The organism is Macrococcus animalis, assembly GCF_047425875.1.
GTDB classification, from domain to species: Bacteria; Bacillota; Bacilli; order Staphylococcales; family Staphylococcaceae; genus Macrococcoides; species Macrococcoides animalis.
On record NZ_CP179727.1, the window covers coordinates 1085664 to 1104577 of the forward strand.

The following is an 18914-nucleotide window of genomic DNA, read 5'->3' on the forward strand; positions in this document are numbered from 1 at the left end:
ACTAAAGTTAATACTATAGAAATTAAAGGAGACTTATATTATGTCTAAATCTACACCACATATTAAACCAGAAAACAATCCAATCGCAGAAACGATACTATTACCAGGAGATCCATTACGTGCAAAATTTATTGCTGACACTTATCTAGAAGATGTTGTCCAGTTCAATGAAGTGCGTAACATGTTTGGTTACACTGGCACATACAAAGGCAAAAAGATTTCAGTAATGGGAACAGGTATGGGGATTCCATCTATCGGAATTTACTCATATGAATTAATCCACACATTTGGTGTTAAGAACTTAATCCGAGTTGGATCATGTGGCGCAATGCAAGAAGGTATTAATGTTTATGATGTTATTATCGCACAAGGTGCTTCAACTGATTCTAACTACGTAGCTCAATATGGTTTACCTGGACACTTTGCACCAATCGCAAACTATGATTTATTAGCGCGTGCAAAACAATTAGCAGATGAAAAAGGTGTGCCTAACCACGTTGGTAATGTTTTATCATCTGATATTTTCTACAATGCAAACCAAGAAGCGACTGATAAATGGCGCTCAATGGGTATCTTAGCAGTTGAAATGGAATCAGCAGGACTTTATATGAATGCTGCTTACGCTGGTGGAGACGTTCGTGCTTTAGGTATCTTCACTGTAAGTGATCACTTATTAACACACGAAGAAACGACACCTGAAGAGCGACAAACATCATTCACAAAAATGATGGAAATCGCTTTAGAAATCGTAGAATAATCATTTAATGGATTGCTATAATATTTAATAAAAAAATGCTGCCGGATAATTGAATCCAGCAGCGTTTTTTAATTCCTCATTTATTCAGGTGCCTTTCCTTGTCTCTCTTTTGCCAATTCGATGTGCTCATTAACGAAATCTACAAATGCTTGTGCATCTCCTTTAGTTACATGTGTCATTGGAATACCACCCATATGAAAATCAAGTAGCACACCATTGACCGTTTTAGATGCTGATGTAATTTCGTTATAACCTACAACACGTTCATATACTTTCTCACCCATATCGACATTCATAAATAAACGTTCATTCGTCGTAATATAAGCGCCATCAAATTCAGTTTGATCACCTACCGGAAAATGAATAGTACCATAAATTTCAGGCCCTAATTGTTCTGTCGGAAATAACTCTGATTCAGTAATTTGTCTAAATTTATTCATTGTACTAGCCTCTCAATCGTATTTAATACTGTACATATACCCGTAATAAACGCGCTTAATCGTTCCTATTATTCAAATAAATAACAATTTCCTATTGACGTTTATACTTTGTTACCGTTATCATTAATTGAAAATGATTATCATTAACAATTAAAAAGGAGTTGCATCATGAACCAAAAGTTATTTACCACTTCATTACTTATAGGCACATTATTATTAACAGCTTGTGGCAACAACAAAGCACAAGAAGCAACGAAGACAGAAGATAAAACTGCAATAGTGACAAAAAAGACAGTTGATTTATCTAAAGAGACCGATGCATACAAAGCATTTACTGTAGAACAAATCGATTTATTCGTAAAAGATACTGACAAATTTGTCAGCGCATTTAAAGCCGGAAAGATTGATGAAGCGAAAAAGATCTATCCTAAAGCGCGTATGTATTTCGAACGTTCAGAACCTGTTGCTGAAAGTTTTGGTGATTTAGATCCAAGAATAGATGCGCGTTTAGCAGATATGGAAGCTGAAGGTAAGGAAAAAGAATGGTCAGGATACCACAAGCTTGAAAAAGCATTATGGGTTGAGAACAAAACGAAAGGCTACGAAAAAGTTGCTGATCAATTATTAAAAGATGCGAAAGAGCTACGTGCAAAAGTAGATACTGCTGAAGTAACACCTAAATTGATGTTACAAGGTTCAATCGACTTATTAAATGAAGTATCAACGTCTAAGATTACAGGTGAAGAAGAAATATTCTCACATACTGACCTTTACGATTTCAAAGCAAATATTGAAGGCGCTGAGAAGATTTTCTCTTTATTTGAAGAAAAAATTAAAGCAAAAGACGATAAACTTGCTCAAAATATTCAATCAAAATTTGATGCTGTGAACACATTGCTTAAAAAACACGAAGTTGGTAATGGGGACTATGTAAGCTACGAAAAATTATCAAAAGAAGATACGAAAAAATTATCTACCGCCGTTGACCAACTCGGTGAACCATTAAGCCAAATGGCAATTATCTTGGAGTGATTACATTGACAGAAAAAAATAATATGTCACGCCGAGACTTTCTTAAAATTGCAGGAATTGGAGGTGCCGGTGTCGTTGTTGGATCAACGGGACTAGGTACTTCACTACTTGCGATTAACCATTTCGGTAAAGACAATAAGAACACAAAACACAAAGTCAATTTCTACGGAAAATATCAATCAGGCATTATTTCAGACGTGCAAAAGCATGTCTATTTTGTCGTTCTCGAATTACATTCAAAAGATATCAGTGAAGTAAGAGAGATGTTTAAAAAATGGACAGCACATAGCATTAAGCTTATGAATGGTGATTTAATCGCACCTGTTACAGATAATACATTACTACCGACAATTGACACTGGAGAAGCTGTTGGTTTAGATGCAGCTAGACTTACTTTAACATTTGGTGTTAGTCCTACATTCTTTGATAAATTAAAAATCACAGACAAACGACCTGAAGCTTTAAAAGACGTCCCCCACTTCCCTAAAGATCAATTAGATGACAAATTTACAGGTGGCGATATTGTCATTCAAGCATGTAGTGATGATCCACAAGTAAACTTCCATGCAGTGCGTAACTTAGTACGTGCATCTAGCGGACTTGTCACAATGAAATGGGCACAAGTCGGCTTCAATTCATTTGAAGAAAAAGACGGTAAAGTACAAACCCCGAGAAACTTATTCTCATTTAAAGATGGCACTGCAAATCCGAAAGCGCATCAAACAGGTGCGCTAAATCAATATATATTTGCGGACTCAGGTTGGGAGAAAAATGGTAGTTATTTAGTCGTGCGTAAAATTCAAATGCATTTAGAAACTTGGGATAGAACTGCTTTAGAAGATCAAGAAGCAACATTTGGTCGCCATCGTGAAACAGGCGCGCCACTGGGTAAGAAAGATGAGTTTGATATTGTGAATATCAACAATAAAGATGATCAAGGCAACTACATCATTCCACAAGACTCACACGTTCATTTATCCAAAAAAGCAAAAACAAAAATGTTACGTCGATCGTTTAGCTATACAAACGGTGTGAACGAGAAGACTGGTGCATTTGACGCGGGGCTGATCTTCATTAGTTTCCAAAAGTCACCGGAACAATTCACACAAATACAAAGCATGCTTGGGTCTATTGACCGTATGAATGAATACATTACACATCGTGGCTCTGGGGTCTTTCTAGCATTCCCTGGTGTTAAAGAAGGAGGTTACATTGGTGAAACGCTTCTTGATTCTATTTAGTTTAATATGTTTTATGATTTCACCAACAGCGCAAGCCGCAACTTCTTTGAGCGATCTATTTATCGGTATTACGGATATGAAATCTAGTATCGAAAGTAATGATAATAAATTATTCAATCATTATTTATCTGAGTTTGAAGCAAACTACAACAAACTCCCCAAGAAAGATAAAGCATTAAATGAAAAAATAACAGAACAAATCGATACGTTACAATCAACAATCGATAAAGATGAACGCCTTAAAATCATAAAAAACTTAACGCCTGAATTAATGACGCTTGAAAAACAATTGAATCCCGTTGATAAAAATGCGAAACGCAAAAAATTAATCAATGCATTAACACCGATAATTAAAGATATGACAGCACAAATCGAAAATAAAGATTACAAACAAGCTTTAGAAACGAATAAAAAGTTAAATGCAGCTTGGACTGCGAATGAAAAAGTCGTACGTGAAGATGATATTGGTCGTTACGGTCAAATAGAGACTGCACTTATGATGACACGTATTGCATTAAGTAAACAACCTGTCGATCAAGACGGTGCGATTGCACAACTCAACACTTTAACATCTGAACTTGATGCTTATATTCAAGGTAAAAAAGCAAAGCAACAAAAAAGTGGAGATGCTTCTATATTATCAACGTATTTGAAAGATGCATCTAAACAAATCGAATCAAATGATTTAACAGCTGCGAAAGCAACTTTAACGCAATTTATTACAACTTGGCCAAACGTTGAAGGTGATATTCGAAATAGTGATGCTAGCCTTTATTCACAACTTGAACAAGACATCCCTGACTATGCTGGGAGCTTAAATGACAGTAATAAAGACAAGATTAATGCGGCATTAAAGGATCTTAACAGTAAAGTTGAGAAAGCCGTCGCTAAAGATCACTATACATTCATTGACTCAGCACTCATCATGTTACGTGAAGGTGTAGAAGCGTTACTTATTATTATGGCCCTTTTGTCAATTACTAAAAATGCAAAGCAACCGAAAGCAACACGATGGATTATAGTGGGGAGTATTATCGGACTATTACTCAGTATTGCGCTTGCGATGAGCTTTAACCTACTCTTTAAAAATGTAGGACAAGGACGCGAACAACTAGAAGCATATGTAGGGGTCTTCTCAGTGATATTTATGATCTTAATCGGTGTTTGGTTACATTCGAAATCATCCATTAAAAACTGGAATAAATTCATTAACAAGAATATTACCCAGGCAATATCATCAGGCAGTATCTCTACCTTCGCATTCGTTAGCTTCTTGTCCGTCTTCCGTGAAGGTGCTGAAACAATTATCTTCTATGCAGGGATTGCCGGTAAAATAAGTTTAGCACAATTACTATTAGGCATTCTTTTAGCAATTGTTATTTTAATATTATTTGCAGTATTCTTTGAACGTATTACGAGCATTATCCCTATTCGTACTTTGTTCTTAGTGATGTCCATTTTAATCTTCTGTTTAGCATTTAAAATACTAGGTGTGAGTGTTCATACATTCCAAGTATTGAATCAATTATCGAACACAACATTAGACTGGATGCCACACATTCAACTAATAGGACTATATCCAACGATTGAAACGTTAATTCCACAAATCGTATTCGTTATATTTGTGCTGATTTATATATTCATGACTAAAACAAAAGAAAAATTATCATAACTATAAAATTTCAAATAAACAAACGACCGATTCTTACAACGCATCGGTCGTTTGTTTTGAATTCATCCCTGTAAATACGGTAAAATAGTAACCAATACAAATATTTGGAGTGACGATATGCAAGAATGGATTATGAAAGTCATGGAACAATTCGGATACTTCGGTGTATTCTTATTGATTTTACTTGAGAACGTATTTCCACCGATTCCATCAGAAGTGATATTAACGTTTGGTGGATTCATGGTAGATGAATCTCCGAAACTCACATTCACCGGCATGCTCATCGCATCAACTTTAGGTGCTGTACTGGGTGCCATCGTACTTTATTATGCTGGTCATATTTTAGGTCTAAGAAGAATTGAAAAGATAGTCGATAAATATGGTTTTATTTTAAGACTTGATATTCATGATTTACACAGTGCGAATAAATGGTTTCACAAATACGGTTACGCTGCTGTATTTCTATGCCGCTTCATCCCGCTCATCCGTAGTTTAATTTCAATACCCGCAGGACTTAGCCAAATGTCGATTATTCCATTTATTATATACACAACAATAGGAACACTCATTTGGAATGCTGTATTAATTTATTTAGGAATGATCCTCGGTCAGAACTGGGAACTTGTCCTTCATTACTTTGATATGTACTCTAGTGTATTCTATACCATTATGGCACTCATCATTATTGGTGGCATCATTTGGTTATATCGTCGAAAGAAAGATGAATAAAAATCAAAATAATTATTAATTAGGCTTACTTGCTTCATAAATTTTGACCCAGTCATCTACAGACATTTTCTGGACGAGTCCACCTATTAGCGCATATGGTATCTTTTTAGGATTTTTAAATCGAATACAACTTTTCCCCATGTCGAGTTTTGTCGACATGGTCTTTTTATATTCCATTACAAACCAATCCAGCAAGTCTTCATCTGCATAAACACCCATATGATATACCGCAATATGAGACTTCTGTACTGCAAGTGAAATAAAAGCTAACGGTAATGTTGGATCTACATGATAACCTTCCGGATATATTAATTTCGGTACCACGTAACTAATCATCCCATACTGCATCACTTTCTCAAACCCTTCTGGCAAATGTGCATCAATCACTTCCATCAATTTTACAAATGGTTCGCGTTTTTCTTCAGGAATATTTTCAATATATTCTGCTACTGTGTCCAATGCTTTCACTCCTTGATATTATTGATGTCTTATTAATCTTAGTATAATATTTCATCATTCATTTAATCTAATAATATTATTTATTAAAAACAAAATTATAGCTTATTAAAAAATTCTGTGTTAAAGTAATCGTAATGATGTTTATTCAATATACTTTGAATAGACAAACAAATGAATATCCTAAGACTTATGTCGAAGGGGAGTAGCTCAGAGGGTGACCTCAAGCATAACGTCGTCATTACGAAGTTTTGGAACTTCCGGCGTTATGGAACATATACTGTTCAGTGAGACCTTTGCCAATTATTATTTGGCATGGGTCTTTTTATATTCATTAAAATAAAGGAGGAATTATTATGGATCCAAGTATTTTAATGGCATATGCATGGGTGGTATTAGTTTTAATTGTTTTAGAAGGGTTACTTGCAGCTGATAATGCTATCGTTATGGCTGTGATGGTAAAACATTTACCAGAGGAACAACGTAAGAAGGCCTTATTTTATGGTTTAGTAGGAGCTTTTGTCTTTAGATTAATTTCATTATTCTTTATCACATTCTTAGCGAAGTATTGGTGGATACAAGCACTTGGTGCAGCATATTTAATCTTTATGTCAGTGAAAAGTTTATATACTTACTTTAAAAAGAAGAATCACACAGATGATGAAAGTGTTCCAAACATTGCAGAAGAAGAAGCACTACCTAAAGGGAGTGGCTTCTGGATGACAGTGCTTAAGGTGGAAGCAGCTGATATCGCATTTGCGATTGACTCAATGCTTGCTGCAATAGCAATTGCAATCACATTGCCAGAAGTCGGACCAGACTTTATGGGGCTGAACGCTGGTCAATTTACGGTCATGTTTATTGGTGGTATGCTGGGTGTTATCTTAATGCGATTTGCAGCAACATATTTCATCAAAGTATTAGAAACATATCCTGGCCTTGAGGCTGCAGCATTTGCGATTGTCGGCTGGATTGGGATTAAACTTGTTGTACTTGTATTAGCACACGAAGCAATTCACGTGTTACCACACGACTTCCCACATTCATTACAATGGCAGTTAATCTTCTGGGGTGTCTTACTTTCAATCTTAGTGATTGGATTTGTTACAAGCAAAAGAGGAACGAGTAAACAACAATAATAATAATATTTAATTATTAACTGATAAACAATGTATCAATTTGTAGATTATTAAAGACTAGGGAATCCCCTAGTCTTTTATTTGTATTTTCTATAATACAATAGATGTATATATAATGAATGGAGATGATCGTATGCCAGTCGGACCATCACTTAGACAATTACACGCGCACAAGCAAATTCATGACACAGGTTTAGGACTTGCTGTGAATATGACAGATGAATTAATTAGAACATATCAAAATGGTACTGAGGAAGAAGTGATTCAAGAAGTAATAGCGCTTGTTGATTTCTGGGAATCTCGCGTAATTAGTCACGCGGATGCCGAGGAAGAAGAAGACGGATTCTATACAGAAGCTGAAAACAATAACCCCGAGCTTCATGATAAGGTGCAACAATTATCACGTGATCATGATATTATGCGCCAAGTCGTCGCTAAAATAAAATCACAAATGGAGAATGAAGGATTTTCAACGCAGATTATTGATTACTTCAGAAGCTTAATTATCGTAAATGAAATTCACTCACGTGACGAGGAAACTTACCTATTAAATGATAATTAAAGCAAATAAAAACGTATCAGATTTATAGTCTGATACGTTTTTCTACTATAAGAGCGTCATCACATGTCTGCCTAAGAAGGTCACAAATATGCTCTCTTCTTCAATTCTTATGTAACCTGCTTCAATGTAATCATTTAATACTTCATCTAAATCTTCTGATGATAGTCTTGACTCTTTATGTGCTGCGATGTTGTGTAGTTGTTCAACAGTAATCGCATCGCCTTCATGAAAATCAATCGTATTTATAATATATTTATAAAGCTTCACTTCTTCTAACGCCTGGTTATGTTCCGTAACAAGCTCGTCTTCTTCAGCGATTTCTCTTAATATTTCTCCTGAAGACATACGTTCTTGTTGTATTTCAATCTGACTTTCATCATTGATTGGAGTATTAGCATTTTGATTCATTGTTTCAGTATCGTAAACAATCTCATGTGGTATTAACTCTGTACGTTCATCAATTAATAATGACACTTTTTCCTCTTCGTTCATTGGTTACACCTCATTTTTTAGTTAACTTATTTTATCATGAAATGATATGCATTTTCATATATTTCTTTTTTCATCATCATTTCACTACTTCATCAAATATTTAATTCTTTCACATCTTTTCCATTGTATCTTTTTACCCTTTTTGTTATATTGGTATATGCTAAATCTAAAATCAAGTTGCATTATAATATAATTTTACTATATCAATATAAAGAAGGGATTAAATGAAAAACGCACTTCAATTGTTTCTACACGATTTAAAAAACATTAAAAGAACACCTAGTTTTATTATTTTATTAGTAGGTTTATCAATACTTCCATCATTTTATGCATGGTTTAATTTAAAATCTTCATGGGATCCATACTCCAATACGAAACACTTACAAGTCGCTGTTATCAACGAGGATAATGGCACAAAAGTAAAAGGAAAGAAAGTCAATGTCGGCAATCAACTCGTGAAATCATTAAAACATAACAATAAATTTAATTGGCAATTCACTGATGACTTAAAAGGTGCAGATCACAAATTACGTATGGGTGAATATTATGCCATAATTCACATCCCAAAAGGATTCTCTGAAGACATGACCAGTATCTTTCATAAAAAACCTAAGCGTGCGCACATCGATTATAAAGTAAATCAAAAAATTAATGCCATTGCACCAAAAATGACAACTGCGGGTGCAACAGCAATAACTGAATCTCTTAGTGAGAAGTTTATAGATACTGCGACAAAAGCGCTACTCCAAGAAAGTAACCGTGCAGGGATTAAAATTGAAAATCAAATTCCGTTATACCACAAAATTGAAACTGCAGTATATGATGCAGAACGCGCCATACCTGATATTGAACGTTTCAGAGAGGCGGTTATTAAAATTGATAATCATCAAGGTGATATTTCAAAATATGCGGATGAATTTTATGGATTAAACCAATATCGTGACAAACTAAATGGTGGTGCTGAAAAAATAATCGAAGCGAATCAACACGCAGCAGATATCAATGCATTAGGCCAAATGATTGTTAAATTTAATAATAACTTACCCCGTATTGAGAATGCTCTTCAAAAAGCGAACACGATAGAACAGAAGTTTCCTGAAATCAACGATGCTGTTGCTAAAGGTATAACTGCGACAACTAAAGCACAGTCAGTCTTAAATACATCACAGAATGCCATGCCTAAAGTACACGATAAGATTGATAAAGCACAAAATTTGAATGAAAAAGGGCAAGAAAAACTCAGTTCCGTCGATATAAAACCAGCTTACACTGCGCTTCAAGATGGTATAGGTGCACTAAGTCAATTATCAAGTGAAGAAGCAGATGCGACACTGGATATGTTAAATCACTTAAGTACTCTTGCAAACCAAAACCCAAGTGCATCAGAGACATTGACTAAGAACTTAAATGTATATCATGATAATATCAATCAAACTATTCAATTCAATAATGAAGTGATTCGTATTATGAATGAAGTCAGTGATTTAGGATTCGATACATCTGATATCTCAAAACAATTTAACACAACGAATCTATCACTTACCGCCCTGAACAAAACGCTTGCTAAAGCTGCTGAACAATCTAATGCTAAGAATGCAGTAGCTCTTGATCAAGATGCCATTACATCAGCACAAAATGCAATGAAAGATTTAAGCATATACTCGGATACTACGATGCAAGACACGCTTGAATCAGGTCTTTCAGCAATTAATGGTGATTTAGATACGATTGCTGAAAAATTGAATACAGCGAATCAATTTGCAACAAAAGTTGATGGTATTTTGGGTGATGCCATACGTGTTACGAATGAAGCAAATACCACTTTAAATGAAATCAATCAACAACTTCCGTCACTAGAATCGAGATTTTCTCAAGTGAATAAAACAGCTCAAGCAAACTACCCGCAGTTCAAAACAAAGATCGGACAAGCAAGTAACTTTGTACAATCTGATTTACCAAGCGTATTGAATGATTTAGAGAAATTAAGTAATTTCGCATCTAACGATTTACCTAATGTATTAAATAAATATGATAGTACTTCGAAATTATTACATGATAATTTACCTGGCGCACAAGGTGGTATTCATGAACTCGCTACATTTGCACGTAATGATTTACCAGGTATTGAACAAGATATAAAAAAGGCTGCAAATAAATTAAGAGCATTTAATGATAAAAATACATTAAATAAGCTTGTAAAACTATTAAAGAATGATATGAAAGATGAATCTGATTACTTTGCAAAGCCTATTATTTTAGATGAAACACAAGTTTTCCCGATTCCGAACTATGGTTCAGCTAGTGCTCCATTTTATACTGCTTTAGCACTATGGGTAGGAGCATTACTGTGTGGGAATCTCCTTACAACTGAGCTTAAAGATCCATCAATTAAGAATAAATTTAATTTACGTGAACTCTATCTAGGTCGTATGATTCTATTCTTATTAATTAGTGTGGCACAAGCCATCATCGTAGTTCTTGGCAATTTATTTATTTTAGATGCTTATGCGAAACATCCAGTGTATAATGTTATATTTGCAATCCTAGTTGGACTGGCATTCACTGTAATAGTATATACACTTGTAAGTTTACTCGGTAACATAGGCAAAGCGTTTGCTATCATTATTATGGTATTACAAATTGCGGGTGGCGGAGGAACATTTCCTGTTCAAGTAACACCTTTATTTTTCCAACGCATTCACCCATTCTTACCTTTTACCTATGCAGTCGATTTATTGCGTGAAGCTGTTGGAGGTATAACACCTGAACTTGCATGGACAAAGCTCGGTATACTTTATTTGATTACTGGATTGATATTTACTTTTGGAATTGTAATGAAACCAAAATTTGAACCGATTAAAAAAGGCTTTTATGCACGTAGTCAGGCAAGTAATCTTGTTGAATAAACTCCTCTATGAATCTCAAATAATACTTGATATAATGTCTATACATGAATAAAGGAGCTTTTCAATGAATTATCAAAACAACTTTATCTTTAAAACACTAGTAACGGTTTTCGGATCTTTTCTCATATCTTTCGCTTTTAACGTGTTCTTATTACCAAATGATGTTTTAAGTAGTGGCGTTGGTGGTCTAGCATTACTGTTTAACAAATTAATAAACGTCGATGCAGGTTTACTTAACTTATTACTTAACTTACCACTATTGATTTTAGGATTTATGAAATTAAAAAAATCAGTGATGTATAATACTGTACTCAGCGTTGCAGTTGTATCATTTTTCTTAACAGTTATACCAACAAAAAGTGTTTCAGATGAACTTTTCGTAAATGTTATCTTTGGTGGTGTCATTGTTGGTATTGGTGTAGGGATTATCTTAAAATATTCAGGCACAACTGGCGGTATGGATATCGTTGCAATGATTATTAGTCAAAATAGTAATATTTCTATTGGCTTGATTATGACAATTCTTAATGGCGTTATTATTATATGTTCGGGGTTCTTATTTGATTGGAATTTAGCTTTAATGACATTGCTATCAATTTATATCACAGGTAAAACAGTTGATACTATATTCACATCAAATATTAAATTAACAGTTAATATCATCACATCTAATTACGAAGGCGTACGCCAAGGTTTAATAGATGAAGTTTATCGTGGCATTACTGTAATGGATGTATACGGTGGATATTCAAATGATAAAAAACATATGATTACGATGGTACTAACACGATATGAATTACCAAACGTCATTAAAATAGCTAAGAGTCATGACGAAAATTGTTTCATAAATGTTTATGAGACAACAGAAGTTCATGGAAAATTTGCAAGGAATACTTAATAGACGAAGAAAGCACCCTATCCTTACAGGGTGCTTTCTTCGCCTATTAATATTTTAAAAAAGTTCAATTCATCAGATGTACATTGTTTCGCGCTAGGTCTTCTTATGTCCATTTGAAAATTATGTTGAGCGAGGAAATCACCTTTACCATACTCACGGTATATCGTTTTAACACCATTTCTCCTTAGATATAATAAGATGTTTGGCGCTTTACCTACGAGCATATCATTCACGCTACTCGCCACAAAAGTTGCGGGGAATTTTTTATCTATGTATGACTCAAAATTTATTTCATTTTGTTTCACGTGAAAATCTTTACCGACATAATCTTCCATTAAACCTCTTACCATAAAGCGTGAAAATGACTTTTTCTCTGCAATAGCAATATCAATAGCATTGAAGAATCCACAGTTGATTGCAATACCAAGAACACTTATTGTGGGTAACGATATATCAAAAAATTTATTATATTTAGGATTAGATAACATCGTCACATATTGTGTCATTATTTGTGCACCTGCAGAATCACCTATCATAAAAAGGTTTTGTAAATTCAAATCATACGCAGAATAATTTTGTTCTAACCAGTGCAAACACTCATTTAATTGAACAAGTGGTGTCGGATACTTTAGTTTAGGTGCTAAATCATAATCATAACTAATAACTGCAAAACCCTGTTCTGCTAATGTCATACAATATGCTTCATATGTTTCTTTATTAGAATAAACATAGCCCCCACCATGTACATTAATAATCACAGGATAACTGTCCCTTATCAATGCTGGTAAATATATGTTCAATGAATTATTCGTTACTCTCCTACTATATTTAATGTTACGCAATACTCGAATGTCCTCTGGTGGTCGATTGAAAATCTCCTTATATTTGTCTAGTGTCATTATCATCGAGTTAAATAAAATTGATTGAACCGACATGTTTATCACTCCGTCACTTTATCTTTTGGCATTACCTTTTTTTGATGTCTTTTTATGAGTTGGAAGTAAGTCATTTAAATGCTTTCCCTTTGGGCCTTGTACTTTCATTTCCACTCCACTATTATAGGCAGCTCTTGTAATTAAGTGTCCAGCTACTGGGCTTGTTAAATATAAGAAAAATATACCAAGTAATAATCTGAAACTTATATAACCTTCATTCACTATAAAGTAAATGAATACTCCAATTAGCGTCAATAAAACTGCGAGCGTTGAACTTTTAGTCGCAGCATGACTCCTCGTGTAAACATCTTTAAATATCAGAATACCTATCGCACTAATAAGTGCCATAACGCTACCTACAAATATAACAATTGCGAGTAATAAGTTTATACTATCGTTTACGTTCAAAGATAACACCTCGTTCTATAAATCGTGATGTTGCAATCGTACTAATGAATGACAGCACACCAATAATAAGAATAGCTTCTAAAAATAAAGTCGTATCCATAACCAAACACATGATACTAACACTCGACATAATCATAGCACTTATACTATCAAACGCTACAATTCTATCAGGTAAAGAAGGACCAGATATCGCTCTGTACATGACAAGCATAATAGACACCCCGTAGATAACTAAAGCAGCTTGTATTAATAACATACTCAACTTTCTCCTACCTCCTTTATAACGCGTTCGTAACGTTTAATTGATTTTAATAGTTTTAAATTTTCAGACGGTGTAGCATGTAAAGTATGAATAAATAATTTCTTATTATCATGAGATAACCTCAATACAACAGAACCTGGTGTTAATATGATAAGCATTATTAAACTAGTAATCTCCCAATCCTTTTTCATTGCTGTATTATATGTGACGACTCCTGGTGCAATTTTATGTGGTATAAATAAAATATGATACATCGTAGATAAACTTGAACTCATCAACTCATAATTAAAGATGAGTACAAGTTTTAATAGGATCCATACTTTCTTTAAGTAAAATTGATGCCCAAAAAAGCGATGAATAATATATAAGATGATAATCCCGATTAAATAGCCTTTAATAAATGTGGAGAGATAAATCCGATCTTCATCGACCATTAACACCCAAATCAAAGCAATAAATAAATTTAATACTATTTGTGCGATAAACTTATCCCCCCATCATTACATTTTCAATATAGCGCTCATAAGTTAACATCGATAAATTATTTACAAAGTACGTAGCAAATATTGAAATCATACATGTAATCACCAACACTATAGCAATGGCAACAAGCTTTTTGGTATACGTACGATTAATTGCTTTAGCTTGTAATGTTGTAAAATATTCTTCGTATATGTTTTCTGGTCCTAAAAATAGAGTAATAAATAAACGTATCATTGCAAACATACCTACAAATGTACCAACTACAACTAATAATGCATATAGAACCGAGTGTGTACTAATTCCAGCTTGTAGCATCATTAATTTCCCGGGAAATCCACCAGTAAAAGGCATTCCTCCGATAGAAAATACTAAAAAGATGAAAATGAATGCCGTTGCTTTTGCATTATGTAATAATCCTTGCTTATGTTCCATGTCTATTAATCCATAACGTTTAACTATAAGACCTGCGATTAGAAACAGACAAGATTTCACTAGCATATCATTTAAAGTATAAATTACTGCACCATTAATACCCAGCTCAGAAAATGTTGATATACCATAATAAATAATGCCTATAGATAAAATTATTTGATAACAAAACATCATTTTTATATCTCTATATTTAATAACTCCTAACATGCCCACTATAATCGTAGCAGTCGCCATATAAAGAATAATAGAAGAAAGCATCTGTTGATATGGTACAAATATTACAGTTGTCGTTCTGATTGTGGCATACACACCCACTTTTGTCAGAAGGGCTCCAAATACTGCACCTAATTCATAAGTTAATACACTATAAGATCTTGGCAACCATATAAATACAAGCAGCGCTGATTTCAAACTGAATACTACAATAAACAACAATACGATAACAGCGTGTGTATCAACAAATCCAGTTTCTTTCATACGCATTCCTAAATGCGCAAAGTTTAATGTGCCATAAACGCGATATAATATACCAATACCAATAAGAAAGACCCATGAACCTATTAAATTGAGAACTACATAGATAATACTTGCTTTAAACTGATATTTCTTTTTTCCGGCAACTATTAGAATGAATGAGGCAAGTAACATTACTTCAAACATAACAAATAAGTTAAATATATCTGCGGTCAGAAATGAGCCATTCACTCCAGCTAAAATGAACAAAATAAAAGGGACAGTTACGTCTCTTAACTTATTTACATATTGAAAATACAACACTACAATAACAACAACCATACTTATAATCACAAATGACAAGCTCATCAAATCGCCATAAAGTTGTATACCATAAGGTGCTGTATAACCTCCCAAATTGAGTATAATCGGTTTTTCTACTGATTTTATTGTTAAGTACAGCGTCGGAATTATGCTAATAAATAATGTCATAATAGCGATAACATAAATCATTTTATCTTTTAAGTACGTAAACACTCCTAATAGAATGGGAACAAGCAATGGAATGATTAGTAAATTACTCATCATCTACACCACCTAAGCTATCAACTTGATTATCTTTATTCATTTGATAATTTTTATAAATTAATACTAAGAGTAAAGCAGTTGTCGCAAAACTAATAACAATTGCCGTTAATATTAATGCTTGAGGTAGTGCATCAACATCTGGAATATTTCCATCAACAAATGGTAAATCTGTTCCTGGAAATGACATTGAAATTAAATATAAATGTGCTGCATGACTTAATATGCTTGTCCCTAAAACTACCCGAATTAAATTCTTAGATAATACGAGATTTACACCAACATATACTAATATGACTGTAATAATTGATAATATCGTCATCTACTATCACCACTAATCGATAATAATATAGTCATAATCACACCCACCACAGTAAGCAAGATACCGAATTCAAATAACGTAACACTTGATAAATGTAGTTCGTTTAATAATGGTAAATGAAGATAAATATCCTCATGCTTTAAAAAGGCATGTCCGAAGAAAACAGGTACAACCATGACAGTTAAAGAAATAATAATCCCCACCGAAATTAATTTATGAAATTCAAAAGGTAATAACTGTCTAATACGCTTAGCATCAAACGTTAAAAACATCAAAATGAATGCTGAACTAAAGACCAAGCCACCTATGAAGCCACCTCCAGGAGCATTATGTCCATTAAAGAAGATATAAAATCCGAATGTCAAAATGATTATAATAACAATCTTTGAAATGCTTTCGAGTAATAAATCATTTTCCTTCATGCTTAGCTCCTTTCTTCAAAATCGTATAGATTCCAAAACCAACTATCATAATTACTACACCTTCTAGCATCGTATCAAATGCTCTAAAATCTCCAAGTATGGCATTCACTACATTCTTTGCTCCCGCTATCTTATAACTATTGTTATAGTATGTTGAAATTGTAGCAAATGTATTTGTTTGATTGCTGTGTACCATTACTAAAAATACAATCATAGCAATTAGCAATGCTATGCCATGCCTTAATATCTTATATCCAATGCCTGTATCTTCTTTCTTTAAGTTAGGTAAGTGATAAAAACAAGCTAGGAAAAGTACCGTTGTAATTGTTTCGATAACAAGCTGCGTTAATGCTAAATCCGGTGCTTTTAATTCCATAAATAAGATACTTATACCGTAACCAACAAGACCTACCAAAACTACGGCTGTCATTCTACTTTTTACAAACAACAAACTTAATGCACTTATGATCATAATGATACCTATAATTAAAGTAAATAATGTAATTTCATATTTGATCGACCATTTGACATTCATTGTTTTAACTAAGTTTGGTAAGATTAATATGATTATAAATACATATAAATAAATTACATATACATTTAAAGTTCCCGTCATTAATACTGATAATGATTGTTTAGAAATATATTCTTTTGATTTTCCGAAGAAATTATATGCTTTATTTAAAGCAACTTTATCAAATAGACCAAAAAGATATTTATAATAACCTGTTTTTATTACAATAAACCCGACTAAGAAAATGAATATGGTTATAAATAATGGTGGTGTAAATCCATGCCAAGCTGATATATGCTCTAATTTCAGCGAAGTTTGTTCTTGAACTATAGGTTCGATAAACAACGCTTGAACTTGATTTGGAATGAAAAATAGTACGATTGTCACAAGAGTTAGTATGACACTACTCGCATCAATCAATGGATGTAATGGCTTTATCTCAACGGTTGATTTTCCAAGAAAGGGACGTATAATTAGTACGAAACAATATATAAATGTCCCTATGCTTCCAATGATTGCAAATAACAATAAAGTTGAGAAGCCTGCACGATCCTTTATATTAAACAGTGATGTTATTAATAATTCTTTAGATAAAAAACCACTTAATAATGGTAATCCTGCCATTGCCAAACTCGAAATAAGCATCGTAATAAATGTAACAGGCAAACTATGTCTTAATCCTTTCAGATGATTCATATCACGTGTTCCTGTTGCTAGATCGACAATACCAGTCCCCATGAAGAGCGTTGCCTTATAACATGCATGGCTCAAAATGAGTAAAATAAGTCCATTATAAGCAGATGAACGAATAAAGTTATCACTATGGGGGTGAGCGATAATACCAATGAAAACAACCATCATACCAAGCTGACTTATCGTAGAATACGCCAGTAATGCTTTCATATCATGCTTTGATATCGCTACATAACTACCTATTAGCATAGTGAAAATCCCCACAATAAGTAGGAGATAAGATAACATCGTGTTTCCTATGTATATTGGTAAAAATTTAATTAATAAGAATATCCCTGCTTTAACCATTGTTGCTGAGTGTAATAGTGCACTTACTGGTGTCGGTGCTTCCATTGCATCAGGCAACCAAATATGAAATGGAAATTGTGCTGATTTACTAAATGCACCTACCATAATCAATATCATACTTATCATAAATAAAGGATCATCACTTACATTAGATGTTAGTATTTTATCTATTTGTGCAGTACCTGCGATATGATTTAATAATATGAAACCAATAAGCATAAATGCCCCACCAAGAATTGTAATCACAAATGACTTTAATGCGCCTAAATAAGACGCTTCGTTTTCAAAGTGAAATGCAATTAATAGAAACGAAGCAACGCTTGTTAACTCCCAAAATAAATAGAGTATGATTATATTATTTGAGAGTACGATACCATACATTGCAATAATAAATAATGTTAAACTAGAATAAAAATAGGCATGACGATTGTAATTTTTCATATAAAATACACTATAAAATATCACTAAAATGCTGATTGCAGAAATAATTAAAAAGAAGAAATATGATGCGGCGTCTAGTTTGAATGAGAAATATAAACCAATGTCTGGTATCCAAGTAATCGTATTATCAGTCTGTCGTGGTGTATTTAGAATGATAGCGGTAGAAATAATAGGATATAATAAAGCGAGGACACTTATCATTATTGTGGGTAGTAATTTTTGAGATAACTGAATACAAAGTATTGTAATTAATCCAATTAGTATTATGCTAAATAACATCGTTCACATCCTT

The 18914-nt window shown here is 33.4% G+C and carries 20 protein-coding genes; 9 read left to right on the top strand and 11 right to left on the bottom strand.

All coding sequences use genetic code 11. From position 1 onward, the window contains the following. The first annotated feature begins 40 nt into the window (after positions 1-40). Positions 41-757 (top strand): purine-nucleoside phosphorylase, encoded by a 717-nt coding sequence (gene deoD / locus ACMGE9_RS05710; protein ID WP_414044274.1) that lies wholly within the window; start codon positions 41-43, stop codon positions 755-757. A gap of 80 nt (positions 758-837) precedes the next feature. On the opposite strand, the gene ACMGE9_RS05715 is transcribed toward deoD, so the two are convergent. Then, entirely contained in the window at positions 838-1197 is a 360-nt protein-coding gene (locus ACMGE9_RS05715) for a hypothetical protein (RefSeq protein WP_414044275.1), read from the bottom strand. A 168-nt stretch (positions 1198-1365) separates the two neighbouring features. Here ACMGE9_RS05715 and efeO point away from each other — a divergent pair, with 168 nt between their 5' ends. The 4 genes from efeO to ACMGE9_RS05735 all read left to right on the top strand — a co-directional run bounded on the left by efeO (position 1366) and on the right by ACMGE9_RS05735 (position 5871). After that, on the top strand, positions 1366-2229 hold the full coding sequence (gene efeO / locus ACMGE9_RS05720) for an iron uptake system protein EfeO (RefSeq protein WP_414044276.1): 864 nt from the start codon (positions 1366-1368) through the stop codon (positions 2227-2229). Between the two features lie 5 nt (positions 2230-2234). Further along, positions 2235-3470, top strand: a complete 1236-nt coding sequence (efeB, locus tag ACMGE9_RS05725) for an iron uptake transporter deferrochelatase/peroxidase subunit (RefSeq protein WP_414044277.1) — start codon at positions 2235-2237, stop codon at positions 3468-3470. Beyond that, positions 3445-5142, top strand: coding sequence for an FTR1 family protein (locus tag ACMGE9_RS05730; RefSeq protein WP_414044278.1), 1698 nt, complete (start codon positions 3445-3447; stop codon positions 5140-5142). Before efeB ends, ACMGE9_RS05730 begins: the two co-directional genes overlap by 26 nt. A gap of 117 nt (positions 5143-5259) precedes the next feature. Further along, complete coding sequence (locus ACMGE9_RS05735) at positions 5260-5871, top strand: DedA family protein (RefSeq protein ID WP_414044279.1); 612 nt, start codon at positions 5260-5262, stop codon at positions 5869-5871. Between the two features lie 15 nt (positions 5872-5886). On the opposite strand, the gene ACMGE9_RS05740 is transcribed toward ACMGE9_RS05735, so the two are convergent. After that, positions 5887-6339: a DUF1801 domain-containing protein gene (locus tag ACMGE9_RS05740; RefSeq protein WP_414044280.1), complete on the bottom strand. Its 453-nt coding sequence runs from the start codon at positions 6337-6339 to the stop codon at positions 5887-5889. 344 nt (positions 6340-6683) lie between these two features. Between ACMGE9_RS05740 and ACMGE9_RS05745 the strand changes: the two genes are divergently transcribed. Together ACMGE9_RS05745 and ACMGE9_RS05750 are read left to right on the top strand one after the other, a co-directional pair. Further along, a complete protein-coding gene (locus tag ACMGE9_RS05745; protein WP_414044281.1) occupies positions 6684-7466 on the top strand; it encodes a TerC family protein in 783 nt (260 codons plus the stop codon). A 115-nt stretch (positions 7467-7581) separates the two neighbouring features. Beyond that, the gene (locus ACMGE9_RS05750; RefSeq protein ID WP_414044282.1) at positions 7582-8028 is read left to right on the top strand and encodes a hypothetical protein; all 447 of its coding nucleotides are present in this window, start codon (positions 7582-7584) and stop codon (positions 8026-8028) included. 45 nt (positions 8029-8073) lie between these two features. Here the strand turns inward: ACMGE9_RS05750 and ACMGE9_RS05755 are convergent, their stop codons facing one another. After that, on the bottom strand, positions 8074-8520 hold the full coding sequence (locus ACMGE9_RS05755) for a hypothetical protein (protein WP_414044283.1): 447 nt from the start codon (positions 8518-8520) through the stop codon (positions 8074-8076). A gap of 224 nt (positions 8521-8744) precedes the next feature. Here ACMGE9_RS05755 and ACMGE9_RS05760 point away from each other — a divergent pair, with 224 nt between their 5' ends. Then, positions 8745-11426 (top strand): YhgE/Pip family protein, encoded by a 2682-nt coding sequence (locus tag ACMGE9_RS05760; RefSeq protein ID WP_414044284.1) that lies wholly within the window; start codon positions 8745-8747, stop codon positions 11424-11426. Between the two features lie 64 nt (positions 11427-11490). After that, positions 11491-12324 carry a YitT family protein gene (locus ACMGE9_RS05765; protein WP_414044285.1) on the top strand — a complete coding sequence of 278 codons (834 nt, stop codon included), beginning with the start codon at positions 11491-11493 and terminating at the stop codon, positions 12322-12324. 23 nt (positions 12325-12347) lie between these two features. Here the strand turns inward: ACMGE9_RS05765 and ACMGE9_RS05770 are convergent, their stop codons facing one another. The 8 genes from ACMGE9_RS05770 to mbhE are packed head-to-tail and all read right to left on the bottom strand — an operon-like array spanning position 12348 to position 18901. Continuing rightward, entirely contained in the window at positions 12348-13259 is a 912-nt protein-coding gene (locus ACMGE9_RS05770) for an alpha/beta hydrolase (protein ID WP_414044286.1), read from the bottom strand. Positions 13260-13277: 18 nt separating this feature from the next. Next, the gene (locus tag ACMGE9_RS05775) at positions 13278-13667 is read right to left on the bottom strand and encodes a Na+/H+ antiporter subunit G (protein WP_414044287.1); all 390 of its coding nucleotides are present in this window, start codon (positions 13665-13667) and stop codon (positions 13278-13280) included. Beyond that, positions 13651-13923: a monovalent cation/H+ antiporter complex subunit F gene (locus ACMGE9_RS05780; protein WP_414044288.1), complete on the bottom strand. Its 273-nt coding sequence runs from the start codon at positions 13921-13923 to the stop codon at positions 13651-13653. The genes ACMGE9_RS05775 and ACMGE9_RS05780 overlap by 17 nt, the downstream gene beginning before the upstream one ends. Positions 13924-13925: 2 nt before the next feature. Then, positions 13926-14363, bottom strand: a complete 438-nt coding sequence (locus tag ACMGE9_RS05785) for a Na+/H+ antiporter subunit E (protein WP_414044289.1) — start codon at positions 14361-14363, stop codon at positions 13926-13928. Between the two features lie 52 nt (positions 14364-14415). Then, positions 14416-15882, bottom strand: a complete 1467-nt coding sequence (locus tag ACMGE9_RS05790; RefSeq protein WP_414044290.1) for a proton-conducting transporter membrane subunit — start codon at positions 15880-15882, stop codon at positions 14416-14418. Then, on the bottom strand, positions 15875-16204 hold the full coding sequence (locus ACMGE9_RS05795) for an NADH-quinone oxidoreductase subunit K (RefSeq protein WP_414044291.1): 330 nt from the start codon (positions 16202-16204) through the stop codon (positions 15875-15877). The genes ACMGE9_RS05790 and ACMGE9_RS05795 overlap by 8 nt, the downstream gene beginning before the upstream one ends. Next, entirely contained in the window at positions 16201-16626 is a 426-nt protein-coding gene (locus tag ACMGE9_RS05800; RefSeq protein WP_414044292.1) for a monovalent cation/H+ antiporter subunit B, read from the bottom strand. The genes ACMGE9_RS05795 and ACMGE9_RS05800 overlap by 4 nt, the downstream gene beginning before the upstream one ends. Next, positions 16613-18901: a hydrogen gas-evolving membrane-bound hydrogenase subunit E gene (gene mbhE / locus ACMGE9_RS05805; RefSeq protein ID WP_414044293.1), complete on the bottom strand. Its 2289-nt coding sequence runs from the start codon at positions 18899-18901 to the stop codon at positions 16613-16615. Before mbhE ends, ACMGE9_RS05800 begins: the two co-directional genes overlap by 14 nt. Between the last annotated feature and the right edge of the window lie 13 nt (positions 18902-18914).